This is a genomic window from Bizionia sp. M204 (assembly GCF_023205095.1).
GTDB lineage: Bacteria > Bacteroidota > Bacteroidia > Flavobacteriales > Flavobacteriaceae > Algorimicrobium > Algorimicrobium hallyeonense.
Genome location: NZ_CP046242.1, coordinates 1,253,595 through 1,270,191 on the forward strand (window position 1 = coordinate 1,253,595; position 16,597 = coordinate 1,270,191).

Genomic DNA, 16,597 nt, shown 5'->3' on the forward strand with positions numbered 1-16,597 from the left:
AATTAAAAAAAGGGAAACAACACAAAATGTTACAATAGGTCATTCCCCCTTTTCACTTCAATAAATAGCCTCTTTAATATTATTTAATCACTATTTTTTTAGTGACGCGACCTTTCTCTGTTTGAATTTTCAGAAGATAGATACCAGATTGAAAATTACTAACATCAATTTGGTTTGTATTCTGGCTGCTTTCAAATACTTTTTTACCTAGAATAGAATACAGCTCAATGGAATTTATAGTATTTGGTGTTTTAATATTCAGAATATCAGATGCTGGATTCGGATAAACAGAAAGCGAAGTATCTACAATTACGGCTTCCGCACTTAATGTTGCGAAATTAACAGAACTTGCTGTTGGATTGTTTTGTGAGTATAAGTTTTGTGCCCAGATATTGATATAATTTTCAATAAAAATGGTGTCAAAAACTGGATCACCATTTTCAACGAACAGAATAGCGCCTGTTGTTGGGTTAGGATCTGCAATAACATCAAATAAAACCAGCTCAAAAGGCCCTGCACCATTTAACATTACGGTAAATTGGCCAGCTTCATCGCGACCTAAAAAATAGGCATCGCCATTAACACCAGGTCCCATGGAAATAGATGCCCATTCGGAGGCTGGAAGATTAGAATTACCAGTTACAAAATTACCTATAGTCATACCTGTTGGCACATAAAAGCCGGCTCCCATATCGTCTGTACTGTCATCAACTACGGATTCGCTTGGTGTTGCCAATAAAGCCATTTGGTAGTTGCCTGTGTTTGCGTTTATCCCTACAAATGAGATACTAAACTCATAAGTATGATTTTGCGCTTGTAATGTGAAGGTCATAAAAAGTAAAATGACCGCTGTGTATACATGTTTCATAATAATATAGTTTTAAAGTGTTAAAATTTAGATGTTTATTTTAATTTGGTATTTGTTGTGAAATAGGAAAATAATTGGACGAAGGATTAGCAGGATGATTTAGTATGATATTTTTCAAAATACCTTTATCATTACCTGGCCCTAAATATCGGACGACACCGTTTAAGTTAATATCGCCTAAATTGTAAGTTGCATATGGAAAATAATTACTTCCAGAAGCATTACCAGGCACATTGAGCACAATAGTTTTTAAGGTAGCCGAGTCGTTACTTGGCCCTAAATAACGCACTTGATTATTTCCATTCACATCACCAGCCCAAAGTGCCGTATTGCCAGAAGTTAAAATAGCTTGCGCCATGGTTCCATAAGTGGCAAATCCACTATTAGTGAAATCTACGATGCTTGCTGTATTTGCATTAAGTCCAATGGTTCCAGCGCTCATAGCACCTAAATGATTTCTGTGATTAACCACCACATAATAATTAGAAGGTGCAGCATTCATAATGAGACTTGTTACACCGTCTAATCCAACTACATCACCGTCACGTTGTAATAGGGCTGATTTTCCAGTAATACGCTTGGTATTATCATTAGCCGCGCGGAGTTCCACCCAAACCCAATCTACAATAGCATTTGCTCCAGTAACAGAGAATACCGATGCATTACATGTTGCTAAATCTGCATACGGACTGGTTGTTGGAATTATGGCATTTTGTCTTAAATTATCATTCATTAACCCAGCTGAAACTGGATTTAATAGTGGTCCTTGCAAGAAAAGCTTTGGGTCCATTTTTATTTTCATAGTGCCATTAATAAAACCTTCAGAAACCTGAATATTTCCGGCACTTAATTCTTGTACATTTACTTCGCCAATGGTATAGAGAATTTCTATTCCTCCAGCGGTAGCATTTGCGCCTCCACTATCGATACTAAATTTCTCAATAGTTTGTCCTTGACATATAAAAGCCAAAATTAGACTTAACAGTAATGTGATTTTTGTTTTCATAATTTTATATGTATTTGTAAACATTTTTATTTATAAGTGATAAACTGAAAATTACCTTGGATTAATGCGCCTGCTGAATTATAAAGGTAAATTAGTAATTTGCCACTAGCGCTACTTACACGTTCACGGTAAACAGTGCTTGAACTACTAGTAACATTTGTAGTAAAAAGTGTCCAGAAATAATTCTCTCCTGTAATAGTAATTTCATATCTATTATCTACGGTATTCCAAGTAGCACTAAAATTCCCTGAACCAGAACTTACATTTCCGCTAGATTGCACAAAACCATAGGCAAGAGGACCAACAGCAGCAGTGGTCTGTACCGTATTATCTTCAAACTGAACCGATTTAAATTGTGCTGAGCCATCACTATTAATTGCTGCAACAATGTCAAAGCCATTTTGCATTTCAATAAATTGGGAATTAGATGGAGACCCAGACGGGACAATAAGTTCCAAAAGATCTTTACCCGTAGGATGATCTAAACTTTCAATACGCACGGTGTTAGCCGTCCCCGTTGCTTGAACCACAGATAAAGGATTTGACGGATTACTTAAGCCAATACCAACATTACCTGCACTGTAAGAAATTCGGGTATTATTTTTATCCCAGATTGTATTTTCTACATCTTTTGCCATTAATGCGTAAGGCACTGGTTTAAAAGCTGTCGTACCCATATCTACAAGACCACCTCCCGTATTTAATTGTACATTTAAGAAGTGATTACTACTACTCCAATCAACTGTTGAAAATGCCGTAGAAGTAGGAGTACCTTCACCAATGTTTACGATAATAATTCCATTGTCATCTGTAGTTGGTGTTTGGGTTTCTTGATACACAGTAGTTGCGCCGTCTATAATCGTGAATTGAATAGCTATCAAATCGTTAGCTACTATATTACCAAGGTTGTCTTTTATAACAGCTTTATAATTGATACCATTTTGTGCAAAGGTCATGATGGTCGTAAACATGATTACTAATAATGATAATTTTGTTTTCATAAGATTGTGTTTATTCATTAATGGCATAAATTATGAGAGGTTAACATTCTGATTATTAATTATTTCTCATTATTTCTTTCAAAAGTAAAACGGATACCGGTTTTTGTATATTACTATTGTTTCAAAGTCTATAAAATATGTTCCATCCTTATAACAAACACTGAAAACATTATTCTTCATGTCTAATTATGTTTATCATCTTCCTGATAGGTATTACAGCTAAACATGAGCAGCAATAAATTGATTAGAATTAATAATATAATAGCGGAACTGATATATAGTAGTATCATAGTCATGTCCTTTTTTTGTTTTGGTCATTGTTTTTATAAATAAAGTTTCTGGGAGGTTATTTACAGCAAACTACTTTTCTATCTCTATAGGTTTTACTGCGTTATTATTTAGTATAATTTGTAATTGGTAAACGTCTTTTTTAAGGTGATCTATGGATATATAAATCTTATCATCACTTTCTTTTTTTATGGAATTTGAGATTAGTTTCATAAGGTATTCCATTAAAGGGATTCAAATTTAGATATAGAAAATCTGCTTTGATTACCGATATGTTTTAAAGGATATAAAATATGTGCCAAATGTTGTTAAAGTGTTATGTTCTAGGCCATACCTCGTAATCTTAATGTATACAATCATCATGCGCTAATGAATTCACAGAAGGAATAAGTAGTAATTGTTAAATATAGGTTTGTAATTAACTGAAAAATATATTGATCTTTTTTCTATTCTAAATGTCCCGGCTTATAAAATTATTCGATAAGAAAAACAATGGAAAGACAATTATGATTAGTCTTATAATAACGTAACGCCTCAAAAACTTCTATTCGAGGCGTTGTAGAGTTATTACAATTATAGTAATTTCAAAAAAAACATTAAGGAATCGGGAACCGTTTAACATGAATTTCTCCAGTTACTTGCGTTGTAAATGTTTCTGTTTGATTAACATATCCAACTTCCATTTCCGCGCTAAAGGTTATTGTAAAATGTGCATATGCAACACCCGAGTATACATTACTTTGCCCATAATTAGTAATCGTTGAAGATCCTGAAATGGTATTCATAACATAATTGTTATAAGTAATTGACATGCCGGAACTGGTTTCGGTAACGCTTGGTCCAAAATCCATACCTTGGTTATTATTCATAGTCAATACCATGCCCAAAGAAATATTAGGGGTATGGATTTCATCTAACAATGTTAAAACCATGGTATCTTCTTCAGTACCACCATTATTTGTGGATATCGTTCTTACGGCTACAGCTCCACTGGAATCGCTCCCATTTGCAATAGTCCCAGAAAAAGTATCGCCATCTACAGGTCCACCAGAAAAAGTGAGTTCATAAAAATGAGAATCTCCTATTGGATCGGGATTGGCATGTAATGGACTGTCATCGCTGGAGCATGACGTTGCCATTACAACTAATAATAATGCGAAGAGCTTTACTGTAATTTGTAGTGTTTTCATAATTTTATAATTAGAAATAATTAATTTGGAAACGATTTTTTTGGATGTTGCAAATTCGCAATTTTTCGAGTTTCTAGTTTGTTGAAAAAAATGTTCCTTTTAGTTACCACAAATCTCTAGAGACCAATTGATAAGTTCACCTCCATCTCCACCGGCATCATCCGTAATACTTAAAGTCCAGTTTCCATTGGACTGTAAACCATTAAAATCTGCAAGACTACCTTCTGGTTGATACACATTTGTAAAAGGCGCATTGGCAAATGTTGTATTCACAATTAAAAGTGTAGCATCATCATCAAAAACAGTATTTACGAAATTGTCACCACTTCCGCCATTGTCAGTTGTTAATTCAACCATAGTTGTGCCATCTGGAGCTATTAGAAATATGTCTAAATCATCTACCCAAGTATGATTAATGTTTAATGTTACATTTATATCAGTTACAGTAAAAGACTCTGCAACATTAATTACAGATGTGGTTATGGCTGCAGCATCTGGCCCAACTGGAAGTACTGTAGGATTTATTAATGGTTGACAAGGAATTTCTGTAGCCATGGCAGTAATAACTAAAGGCGAACCATTTAAAGGCGTTACACCGTCTCCTTTAAAAGCGGTTGCGGTTAAGTCATGCGCTCCACTCATGGCTCCAAGAGTCCAGTTTGTTGATGCCAAACCATTTCCGTCACTGGTAGCGCTTACTGTTGAAATAGTTCCTTGGGTTGCCGAAAAATTAACAGTTGCTCCAGCAAATGAATTACCGTTTTGATCTTTAATTAACACGACAATTGGACTTGCTAGTTCAGTTTCTATTATACCCGTTTGATTAGCTCCTGAAAGTATTTCAATTCGGTTGGCTTCTGGGGTAAATTGTGGTGAATCGTCATCACTTTTACTACAAGAGGTTGACAGAATGAAGAGACCAAATATTAGGGTAGTTAAATTTTTAATACGTTTCATGTTGTTATGGTTTAATGGTTAAATTTTTGTTTTTTGTTTTGATATATTCCGATTATACTTCTAACTCCTAATATTTAGATATAGTCTTTTTCAATATTTAAGATTTAATCGAATATATGTTTGATTTAATTGTTTGGTAAGCGAATCACCTGGACTATTTTAATCGTTTTACGGTTTTCTTCAATAAAGTTCCATCGCTTTTCTAAATGCATGTTCGTAATGACATTCTGATCAAAAATATTTTTTCATTAACCCTCATTTTGAGGGTTAATGAAAAAAGAAAGACTAATAAAAATAAATTGGCTGATTAGTTTTGACAAAATGTATGAGCTACGTTTATGTATGTTAAATTAGAACTTGTTAATGTATCAGGATCAGCTGGGAATTTATATTGATGTATAGCACAATTTTGAATATTCTTAAAAGATACATCGTGTACATTTAAAACAGTACCGTACCATGTTTCAATTGCTCCCTCTTGATCAGGATTACTTGCATTTTCTATAGTAGCAAAACCAATTTCGTTTAATGCATTAGGTGAGTCAAAATAAATACCTCTCCATGCACTCATAACATTATCTATGGATGTAAACACAATAGGTTCTGCAGCTGTACCAACAGCTATGATACTAGGTTTAGGTCCACTAGCGCCTTCGTTTATAAACAGTCTTGAGTCTTGACCAAATTTCATGATAACCCCTGGCATTACGGTCAAATTTCCTCCAGCAATTACATCCACTCCATTTGGAAAATGATATGGTACATTCAATTTAGTCCAAGTATGATCTTCGTCTATAAAACCTCTATCTACAATTATAGCATCTGTATTATTGCCAGTATAGCTTCCGTTAGAAATGGCTGAAACATAACTAGCATCTAAATACATTGGTGCCTTACAAGCCGTAATTGTATTATTTTCTAATATTAATTCGTTATTGTTAGTGTTTGCATGAAGTCCATAAGTTTGGCTATTGGTTATGTTTGTGTTGTTCATTTTTAAATGCGTGTCAGACCATAATAATATAGCACCATCATCGCCAACGGCTCCTGCATATTCAATTGTTGCATATTCAATTTTATTTTTAACGTCACTACTAATTATATAAAGACCTTTCCATGAACCAGGTACTTTATCTTCACCAGTAAATACAACTTTGTTTTGAGCTGTTCCCAATGCTTGTATAGATCCTGAATTATAAACTCTAATTGTAGCATCAGTACCAAATTGAATTGTAACGCCTGGGTCTATAATCAAATCACCATTTACAGGATAGGTGCAATTAATAATATAATCTACTCCATTATTTCTGTTTTCTAGGATACGTGTTTCGCCCTCAGCTATACCAGAGGAGCAGTTACTAAGCTCTAAAGCTTCTAGTTCAGGTATTGATGGTGTTATAGTATCATCATCACTGCTACAAGAAGAAACAAACATAAGTGCGCTAATCGCGCTTAATAATAATAATTTGGTTTTCATAATTTTTGTTTTTAATAGTTACCTACTTCGGTTTTAAGTCCTTTTTCGGCTTATTCAGACTTTATGCTTAATGTTATTCGCTTTAAAAGGTTAACATCCTTTATTGAGTGTAGAGGCTATTTTATTATTACAATAGACATTACCACTTTATTCTTCAATAATATTTCAAGCTCATAGTGCCCATCTTTTAAATGATCGATACTTAAATAAATCTTCTCACTCTTTTTAGGGCTATTGGCATAGCTTTTCATTTATTCACTTTTTAAATATGTGATAAAAGTATATGGAAGTTTTGCCTTTGAATATCAGATATGTTTCAAAGGATATAAAATATGTGCCAAATGGCTATTTAATGCGTTTTTCTAGATGTTTAAAAGGTACTCGTTTGGTGTACAACCATAAACGTCTTTAAAGCATTTGGTGAAATAGGAAGGGGAATTAAATCCAACTTGATAGGCAATTTCCGCCATGGTAGCATCGGAAGTTTTTAACAGCTCTAATGATAGTTTTAAGCGTTGAGATCGTAAAAACTCACTAGTGGTCATTCCTGTTATGGCTTTCAGTTTTCGGTGAAGTTGGGTGCGACTTATTTGTATCTGTTTGCTCAACCCTTCGCTATTAAAATCGGGGTTTGTTATATGTTGGTCTAATGTGGTTTGAAGCCTTTTTAAAAATTCCGTTTCGGTGGAAGTAATTGCTAATTCCGGATTTATTGTTAAGGTATTACTGAAGTGTTTTTGAAGTTTAAAGCGGCTTTCTATCAGTTTTTCTACTCGGATTTTTAATTTTTCGCTACTAAATGGTTTTGTAACATAGGCATCTGCTCCTGTTTTTATACCTTCAATTTCATTAGCATCTCCAACTTTGGCCGTAAGTAGAATTACAGGAATATGACTTGTAAGCGCATTTGTTTTAATATCATGGCACAACGTTATTCCGTCCTGTTCAGGCATCATAATATCACTAATAATTAAATCTGGAAGGTGTTTTCGAGCTTTTTCTATACCTATCTTACCATTGGAGGCTTCTATAATTTGATAGTTATTTGCAAACACAGAAACGATAAATGAGCGAATGTCTAGTTCGTCTTCCACAATGAGCAAGGATGGTTTATCGGTTTTAAATTCAGCAATAGATGCGTTTAAATCTGAATTGAAATTTTCTGGTTCATGGCTAACTTGCCTTTCATCTTTCGTAAACGCATCTTTATTTAAAGGTAGGGAAACGGTAAATTGAATGCGGTCCGATTCCAAATTGTTGGCTATAATACTGCCCTTAGATAGCGTGACCAAATCTCGAACCAAAGCCAAGCCAACACCAACACCATCCGATAATTCATTATTTTGATAAAAACGTTGGAATAGTTTGTTTAAATCTTCTTTTCCAACATGATTACTGGTATTTATAATGGACAATACCAAAACACCTTCTTGATTGCTAGCTTGAAAAATAATATCACTGTGCTTTGGTGCATATTTTATAGCATTGGAAAGTAAGTTAGACGTTACTTTTTCAATTATATCAGTATCAAACCAAACGTCTTTTAAATCAAGAATTTTATATTCAATATTGATATTTTTATGTTTGGCTTTATATTGAAATGCGCTTACAATCTGTTTTAATAAAATGGTTAAATTTCCTTGTGATACCTTCAATTTAATTTGCCCAGAATCTATCATAGAAAGATCCAACATCTGGTTTACCAAATTAAGCAACCGGGTGGCGTTTTGCTTAACCAAGGTCAGTTCTTTCTTATCAGTTTTGGACAGTTCTGGTTTGGCTAATTGATTATCTATGGGGCCAGAAATTAAGGTTAATGGTGTTCTAAATTCGTGAGATATATTAGTATAAAGCTTGGTTTTAAATTCATCTAATTTTTTTAAACGAATGGTTTCAACTTGCTCTAAACGCAATTGATTTTTTACATTCCAACGCCATTTTAAATACAAGTATAAAATATACAACAAGATTATTATTAAAAATACATACATGGTTTTTGCCAAATTTGTAGCGTACCAAGGATCTAAAATGGTGAATATATATGTTGCGGGTGTGGTATTCCAAACGCCATCATAATTACTAGAAATAACTTGAAATTGATATACGTTTGGTGGTAGGTTGGTGTAATGCGCCACATTACTGTTTCCAGAATTTATCCAATTGGCATCATTATTAATTAATTGGTATTTGTATTGATTTCGTTCAGGCTGGGAATAATGTAATGCGGAAAATGTAAACGTCAAGGTGTTTTTGTCATGTTTAAATTCCTGATTATCAATTAAAGCAACAGGTTTGTTGAAAACTTCTAAATTTGTAATAATTGTTTTTGGCTTTATAGGATTCAATTCAAGCTGATTGGGATTAAACCAATTTAAACCTTCTAAACCACCAAAATATAATATACCATTGGAATGTTTGTAGGAAGCACCTGTATTAAATTCATAAGCTTGAAGACCATCATAATTATCATAGTTTTCTATCTCTGAAATCTCACCACCTTCCATTTTTAATTTAGTAATGCCTTTATTGGAACTCAACCAAAGGAAATCATTATTTCCAGGCAGAATTCCATAAATAACATCGTTTAATAAGCCATTGTTTGTGGAATATGTATTAAATGTGTTTCGTTTTGTGTTGAACGATTTTAAACCATTACCATTGGTTCCAACCCAGAGAATAGAATCGTGATAGAATAAAGATTTTATTTTATCGCTTATTTTATCAACTTTCACTAAACTATCTGTGTTTTTATAAAACTTATAAAGCCCATCCGTTTCCGTTCCAATCCAAAAAATACCTGGTTCACCCAATACCATGGTTCGAATATTATTAGTTTCCAAAATGGTGTTTTCTGCATTAATCTGTTTTGTTATGCCGTGTTTCTCATTAAATTGAACGAATCCATGATCTCGTGTAGCCAACCACAAATTGTTAGATCTATCTTTAAGGATTTTCCAAATAGTAAATTGTTCCGTTTCTTGAAAGGATGTGATTTTCCCACTAGCATCCATTTTTTGTAATCCATACGTTTGATGACCAATCCAAAGGTTTCCTTTATCATAATATAGACTCATTATCCTATCGCCTAAAAGGTTAGAGTTGGCAGCTGTATAGGTATAAAAAGTTTGATTTTTTGTATTTACAACCGTTAAACCTTTTCCTGATGTACCCAACCACATATTATTTTTATCATCCACAGTTATGGCACGAATAACATCTACATGGACATTTTGTGGAACTTGATCGTTTGTTAACACATTAAACTTTATTAAAAACTCATCATAATAACTTAAGCCTGCACCATCGGTTCCAAGCCAGATGGTTCCTGTATTATCTTCATATAAGGATATAACATCATTATAATGAAGTGCATATGGATCATTCTTATTTTCTTTGAAATTTTGAATATATTGATTTTTAAAATCTACTAGAAATGCACCTTGTCCATAGGTGGCTATCCATAATCTATTGCGTTTATCAACTAGTAAATCTTGTATTATTAAATTATTTGGAAGCGAAAAAGATGGCTTATTTTTAAAAGGCGCAAACTGATTTTCGTTTTCCGATTTTACAAATAACCCTTTGCCAAAACTACCTAAATACATGGTGTTATTATCCGATTTTGCTAAAGCACTAAAATTGGCTAACGACTCAATTTCTATATATTCATACCCCGTATTCTTAATTTTAAAAACACCTCCTTTTGTAGCCGCCAATAGGCTCTCCTTATCGCCTTTTATAAAATCGTAAATAGTATGATAGGCGTGTTCTGGTTTTAAAAACTGGATGGTATCTGCAGATTGAGAATTGACCTTATATAGTCCGTTATCAAACGTTCCCATATAGAAGTTTTGCTGGTCATCTTGAAAAACGGTACTAACCGCATAATTCGTTATCACGGATTGAAAACTGTCTAGATCCTTATTAAAAAACTGTAATTTTCCCGAATTAGCAATAGCCCATAATTTACCTGATTTATCCACATATAATTTTCCTAGTTTACTAAAGGTGGATCTCGTAACGTCTTCAAACTGAATTTTGTAATAGGAAAATTCGCGACCATTATATTTATTTAGCCCATCTTGCGTAGCGAACCACATAAAGCCAATGCTATCTTGCGCAATGCTAACAACACTATTTTGAGATAAACCTTGCTCTACAGTCAATTCCCGAAATGCCACTTGCTTGTTTGTTTGAGAATAAACAGCACAAGTTCCGATAAAAAACAGAAGCCATTTTAAACAACTCATTTTGATTAAATTAACTATTAAAGTACTAAATGTTTTTGATTGCTTATTGAAACCTGATATATTTATTTTAAATTGATTTATTTATGTGAATTTATAAATTGGCTGTTACGCTTTTAACATAATCCACGACACCATTAAAAGCAAAAAAGGAGAGCAACGCTTCGTTTAATGTAAGCATCTTCTCCTTTTTAAAACCAATTAAAACTATTTTAATAATTTTGTTTTGAGTGTCGTTTTAAATGAATTTTTTGAAATTCTAGTTCAAAATAAAAGTCGACTTATAAGTTTTTAAACCATTCTTCGTATTTATTTCCTAAAATAGGAAGCGGTTTTTGTTTCTCGTTAATGGCATTCATCAAACCCGAAATCCACATAAAAATAATTACAAAAAAGCCAATTACACTAATTAACCAACCTAAAATAGGTATCATACCAATAACACCTATTGCTAAACCTGTTAGGGCTAACCCTAATGATTGTGTAATATGGTACTTGGCAAATTTGTTCTTCTTGTCATTATTCATTACAAAAGCAATTACTAATCCTATAACCGTTAAATAGGCAATAATAGCCATGGATTTACCTTCGGTTATTTCAGATTTTGTACTTGTTGTTGCTACTGTTGCTTCTGCTGTTGGTTCTGATGTTTTCATGGGATATAAATTTTATAATTGATAACTACGTATTTATGTAAACATTTATAAAAGGTTAACAGAATGAGGTGAAAAGTTTAAAAGAATTCCAAAAATTATTAGTCAAAGAGTCTTAATAAGTAATTACACTATTAATGAATGATTAACCACCAAGTATGCATTATAAAAAAACAACTTTAAAGAATTTATAAGTTCTTTAAAGTTGTTAAAAAGTAGAATTAAATAAGCTTCCAAAGTATCTTCAATATATCCTTATGTTATGGTAGATATGTTAAGATCTTGTTTGGATATGCATCCATAGCGCTTTGAATAGTGCTAAAACAACAAGCAGCACCACAGGAGTCATAAAAGCGAATAAAATAGTCGCCACTATCCCTAATAGTTATAATACCATCGCCTGGTGGTAATTCCCCTAATTTTAAATTAATGCTCCCTCCTTCTTGACCTGAAATAGCGCCTAATCCATTATACCAATTTCCTTCAAGTTTTACCTCTGTTGATGTGTGCACTAATAGCGCTCTTATGGAATTCTCCTCATTGTCATTTATAAAAGTATAACTTGCTGTAAGTTCATTGTTATTTATTTCCCAAGATCCATTGGCAAGTATATCCTCACCTTTCATATATTTTACGCCTAAAGAACCGTTTGGGCTAAAATGGAGTTCATAGGAACAGGTTCCTTCAAATTTATGCGTAAAATTACCGTGGAATTTATTTTGTAAAATAAGATTTACACTTTTCTGCCCAGTACTATTTGCTATAATAACTTGAATAGCGTGATTACCTTGTGGTAGAGATTTCGTCCAACTTAAAATGCCTGTATTTGCATTTATGCTTAATCCATCTAAAGGTGTCACCAAAGAAAAAGTACCTACATCACCATTCCAAGTAATATTTGGTGCTGCAGAATTTCCTGCTTCAAAAAAAGTAGCACTTATTGTTGAACTAGGGTAATTAACTATTGGCTCATTAACATTTGGAGTACTAGTGGCTGAATCATCATCTGAACTACATGCTGTAGCAAAAATAAAAAATAGCAACATTGATACGTGCTTAATTTTTGTAGTTGTTTTTTTCATAATTAATGTTTAAAAAATTTATTCGATTATAATTACCTCTTTGTGTAAGTTGTTTTAACAAGTAAACAAACTTTATGAAAATTATATTTAGATGTAATTTTCTTAAGCCTAATCCAAAAGCGTAAAAACCAAAAAGCAACCTTACAGTTAATTCATGGTTATGAACTTTTTAAAGGTTGCTTTTAAATATGTTATTTGCCTAATGCTTACAAGGCTTCCAAAATGGCTTTTTTCATTTTTTCAGCACGTTCTCGAACTTGGTCTTCTGTCCACGATAACTTAATTAAACACGATATATTTCTTGCTATGTAGTGATCTGATTGCTCAAAAGTTTTTGTTTGAAGATACTTCAAACCTTCCTTAACTTCAGGAGAAATAGGATATAAAGATTTTATATCTTTTAAATGATCCCATTTTCTGATGTAATGCCAATTGTTATCAAAGTAGTGAAAGCACGCATCAACTCCTGATTTTTTGAATGCTTTTGAAGCGTTTCTTGCTGCCTCCAAGTCTGGTAAAAAGAAATTTAAAAAGCCATAACTTTCTTCACCACCTTCAGGAACGGTTCTAAATGTAATTTCTGGAATTACCGATAGTGCTTCACGTAAAATGGTATAATATTTTTTTTGAATGGTAACAAAATCATATAGACGTCTTGCTTGAGCCAATCCTACAGCAGCCTGTAATTCTGAAATTCTAAAATTATACCCTAAAAATGGATGCGTTTCTGCACCGCGATCCATACCTTCATGATCGTGACCATGGTCTGTATAATGATCCGCATGTTTAAAATAGGTGTCATTATTAGTAATTACGGCTCCACCTTCACCACAAGTTATTGTTTTTACAAAATCGAATGAAAAACACCCTACATCTCCAATACTACCCAATGGTTTTCCTTTGTACGAACCACCTATGGCTTGGCAAGCATCTTCTATCAATAATAAATTATGTTTTTTACAAATTGCTTGTAAAGCATTCAAATCTGCCATACTACCACACATGTGAACAGGCATAATGGCTTTTGTTTTCGGTGTTATAGCAGCTTCCACTGCTTTGGGATCCAGCGTTAAGGTATCATCTATATCCACTAAAACTGGAATGGCCCCTAACATTATAATGGCCTCAAAGCTTGCTACGAATGTAAAAGTTGGCATAATAACTTCATCTCCAGCTCCAACACCCGTAATTGCCATAGCAACGGAAACAGCAGCTGTACCACTTGATACTAATTGGGCATGATTTACTTGCAATTTTTCTTGAAGTTCGGCCTCCAATTCTTTAGCTTTCCAATGTCCATTTCGCATACCGTCAAAACCGTAACGCATTAAAACACCACTGTCTAAAACGTCATTTACTTCTTTGCGTTCTGCACTTCCAAATAATTCAAATCCTGGCATAATACATATATTTTTTGATGTTCTAAAACTACAACTCTATAATACTATCTGCAATGGGTTTACGGACTTTTTTAAAATCAGCAAACATATCATTTTCTGCACGATACCCTATTGGTAATAATAAAACCGACTTCAAACCTTTTTGACTCAAACCTAATAAATCATCACAAGCTTTTGGATTAAAACCTTCCATTGGACAAGCGTCAATACCTTCCATAGCGCAGACTGTCAAAAGGTTTCCCATAGCCAAATACGATTGGTTTGTTGCCCATGCCTCTATTTGCTCTTGAGGTTTCTTTTCAAAGTCTGAAATTAGGAAATCTTGAAACGGTTGCAATATGGCTTTTGGTGTTTGTCGAATGTTATGAACCCGATTAAAATATTCAGTTACAAAATCTTCATCAATTTCGGTTTGAATACAAAATATTAAAACATGTGATGCTTGTTCTATGTTTTTCTGGTTCATTGCCACTGAAACCAAGTCTTTCTGCAACTGATTATTGCTAACAATGACTAATTTTATGGGTTGTAACCCATAAGAAGTAGCCGTTAAATTAAAAGCTTGTTTAATTACCTCTAATTTTTCCGATGCTACTTTTTTATTAATATCAAACGCTTTTGTGGCATAACGCCATTGTAAATGCTCAATAGTGCTCATAATTACTTCATTGTTTTTGCAAAAATAAGGTAAGTGGGTGTCAACAACTAACAGAAAATAAATTTATTAGCAAGATTTTTAAAAATGTTTTAAAATTTTCAGTTTTTTTCTTTGAAAGAATGAAAAAAGGGTTCTATATTTGCACCCGCAATCAGGATATACCTGATACGGCGCTCAAGGAGAAATGGCAGAGCGGTCGAATGCGGCAGTCTTGAAAACTGTTGAGGGTCACACCTCCGGGGGTTCGAATCCCTCTTTCTCCGCTAGGAATAGCACAAATTCCACCAAAACCCTATAAACACTATGTCTATAGGGTTTTTACTTTTCCCGAAATATCAAAATAGACCATCTAATAACATCCTATAGGTGCACCATTCGGTTCACTATCAAATAATCTTAAACAGTGAACCGAATTTCACCAAACACCCCTAATTACAATGGTTTACAATAGGAAATACGTTATTAATTTTGTATTTTTATAAGGCATTTATAGAGTGAACCGATGTACAATACCTTTTCCATATTATTCTTTCTTCAAAAAAATAGAGTTACTCCTGACGGTAAAGCTCCTATATACTGTCGAATCACAGTAAATGGAAAAAGAGCTCAAACCACTATTCAACGTAAAGTATTATTGGAAAAATGGGATAGTTCCAACGGTAAAGTTATAGGTACTTCTGCAGAATCCAAAGCAATCAATAAGTACATAGATGACGTTAGGTACAAACTAAACAAAATCCATGAACGCCTTTTAGATATTAATAAACCATTCACAGCAATGGCTATTAAGAATCGTTATACTGGAAAGGACCAGGTTACTAAAATGCTCTTAGTAATATTCCAGGCCCATAATGACGAAGTAAACAGCTTAATAGGTAAAGACTTTGCTCCTGGCACTGCCGAACGCTATCGCACCACCAAAAAACATGTACAAGAGTATATCCAAAAAGAATACATGGTTGATGATATTCCAATAAAAAATGTAGACCATAAGTTCATTACCGGTTTAGAGTACTATTTAAAAACCGTACGAAAATGCAGTCATAACACAGCAATCAAATACATCACCAATTTCAAGAAAATTATCCGAATTGCCTACGCTAACGATTGGATAACCAAAGACCCTTTCCTACATTGGAAAGCAAAATTAAAAACCATCGATCGTGAATTCCTGTCGAAAGAAGAGCTTCAAACCGTTATAGACAAAGAATTCGAAATCCCTAGATTGGAATTAGTGAAAGACATATTTATCTTTAGCTGCTTCACAGGACTTGCTTATATTGATGTCAAACAACTCTCGAAAAATGATATAGTAATAGGTATTGATGGAGAGCATTGGATTAAAACGAAAAGAGCAAAGACGCATACGCGAAGTAATATTCCTTTATTACCAATACCGGCCGATATTGTCAGAAAGTATGAAGAACACCCACAAGTTATAAACACCCATAAGTTACTTCCTATATTAAGCAATCAAAAAATGAACTCGTATTTAAAAACGATTGCAGACAGTTGTGCAATCAACAAAAACCTAACCTACCATTTAGCCAGGCACACCTTTGCTACAACCGTAACCTTAACAAATGGAGTTCCTATTGAATCTGTTAGTAAAATGCTTGGGCATAAATCACTCAAAACAACGCAACACTACGCCAAAATTTTAGATAGAAAAGTAAGTGCCGACATGAGCGTCTTAAAATCAATTTTAAGTAAAGAAGAAGCAAGGGTTAAGGAAGCAAAAAACTAGGTAAAACACTCACTTTTATCCAT

The 16,597-nt window shown here is 33.5% G+C and carries 13 protein-coding genes and 1 tRNA gene; 2 read left to right on the forward strand and 12 right to left on the reverse strand.

Going from position 1 to position 16,597, the window contains the following annotated elements; genetic code table 11:
• Window positions 1-79: 79 nt before the first annotated feature.
• The 12 genes from GMA17_RS05665 to GMA17_RS05720 form a co-directional block, all read right to left on the reverse strand.
• A complete protein-coding gene (locus GMA17_RS05665) occupies window positions 80-868 on the reverse strand; it encodes a T9SS type A sorting domain-containing protein (protein WP_248400059.1) in 789 nt (262 codons plus the stop codon).
• A gap of 40 nt (window positions 869-908) precedes the next feature.
• Window positions 909-1,874, reverse strand: coding sequence for a hemagglutinin protein (locus tag GMA17_RS05670; protein WP_248400061.1), 966 nt, complete (start codon window positions 1,872-1,874; stop codon window positions 909-911).
• Between the two features lie 26 nt (window positions 1,875-1,900).
• Window positions 1,901-2,875 carry a hypothetical protein gene (locus GMA17_RS05675; RefSeq protein ID WP_248400063.1) on the reverse strand — a complete coding sequence of 325 codons (975 nt, stop codon included), beginning with the start codon at window positions 2,873-2,875 and terminating at the stop codon, window positions 1,901-1,903.
• Window positions 2,876-3,235: 360 nt separating this feature from the next.
• The gene (locus tag GMA17_RS05680; RefSeq protein ID WP_248400065.1) at window positions 3,236-3,376 is read right to left on the reverse strand and encodes a hypothetical protein; all 141 of its coding nucleotides are present in this window, start codon (window positions 3,374-3,376) and stop codon (window positions 3,236-3,238) included.
• A 383-nt stretch (window positions 3,377-3,759) separates the two neighbouring features.
• Window positions 3,760-4,353, reverse strand: a complete 594-nt coding sequence (locus tag GMA17_RS05685; RefSeq protein WP_248400067.1) for a hypothetical protein — start codon at window positions 4,351-4,353, stop codon at window positions 3,760-3,762.
• A gap of 99 nt (window positions 4,354-4,452) precedes the next feature.
• A complete protein-coding gene (locus GMA17_RS05690) occupies window positions 4,453-5,310 on the reverse strand; it encodes a proprotein convertase P-domain-containing protein (RefSeq protein ID WP_248400069.1) in 858 nt (285 codons plus the stop codon).
• Window positions 5,311-5,617: 307 nt separating this feature from the next.
• The gene (locus GMA17_RS05695) at window positions 5,618-6,787 is read right to left on the reverse strand and encodes a hypothetical protein (protein WP_248400071.1); all 1,170 of its coding nucleotides are present in this window, start codon (window positions 6,785-6,787) and stop codon (window positions 5,618-5,620) included.
• A 362-nt stretch (window positions 6,788-7,149) separates the two neighbouring features.
• Entirely contained in the window at window positions 7,150-11,037 is a 3,888-nt protein-coding gene (locus GMA17_RS05700; protein ID WP_248400073.1) for a hybrid sensor histidine kinase/response regulator transcription factor, read from the reverse strand.
• Window positions 11,038-11,315: 278 nt separating this feature from the next.
• The gene (locus GMA17_RS05705) at window positions 11,316-11,690 is read right to left on the reverse strand and encodes a DUF4870 domain-containing protein (protein ID WP_248400075.1); all 375 of its coding nucleotides are present in this window, start codon (window positions 11,688-11,690) and stop codon (window positions 11,316-11,318) included.
• Window positions 11,691-11,947: 257 nt separating this feature from the next.
• Window positions 11,948-12,769, reverse strand: a complete 822-nt coding sequence (locus GMA17_RS05710; protein ID WP_248400076.1) for a hypothetical protein — start codon at window positions 12,767-12,769, stop codon at window positions 11,948-11,950.
• 206 nt (window positions 12,770-12,975) lie between these two features.
• On the reverse strand, window positions 12,976-14,169 hold the full coding sequence (locus GMA17_RS05715; RefSeq protein ID WP_248400078.1) for a DegT/DnrJ/EryC1/StrS aminotransferase family protein: 1,194 nt from the start codon (window positions 14,167-14,169) through the stop codon (window positions 12,976-12,978).
• A 28-nt stretch (window positions 14,170-14,197) separates the two neighbouring features.
• Window positions 14,198-14,827, reverse strand: a complete 630-nt coding sequence (locus tag GMA17_RS05720; RefSeq protein ID WP_248400080.1) for an NAD(P)H-dependent oxidoreductase — start codon at window positions 14,825-14,827, stop codon at window positions 14,198-14,200.
• 178 nt (window positions 14,828-15,005) lie between these two features.
• Here GMA17_RS05720 and GMA17_RS05725 point away from each other — a divergent pair.
• Together GMA17_RS05725 and GMA17_RS05730 are read left to right on the forward strand one after the other, a co-directional pair.
• Window positions 15,006-15,090 (forward strand) — tRNA-Ser (locus GMA17_RS05725).
• 239 nt (window positions 15,091-15,329) lie between these two features.
• Window positions 15,330-16,574: a site-specific integrase gene (locus GMA17_RS05730; protein ID WP_066249909.1), complete on the forward strand. Its 1,245-nt coding sequence runs from the start codon at window positions 15,330-15,332 to the stop codon at window positions 16,572-16,574.
• The last annotated feature ends 23 nt before the right edge of the window (window positions 16,575-16,597 follow it).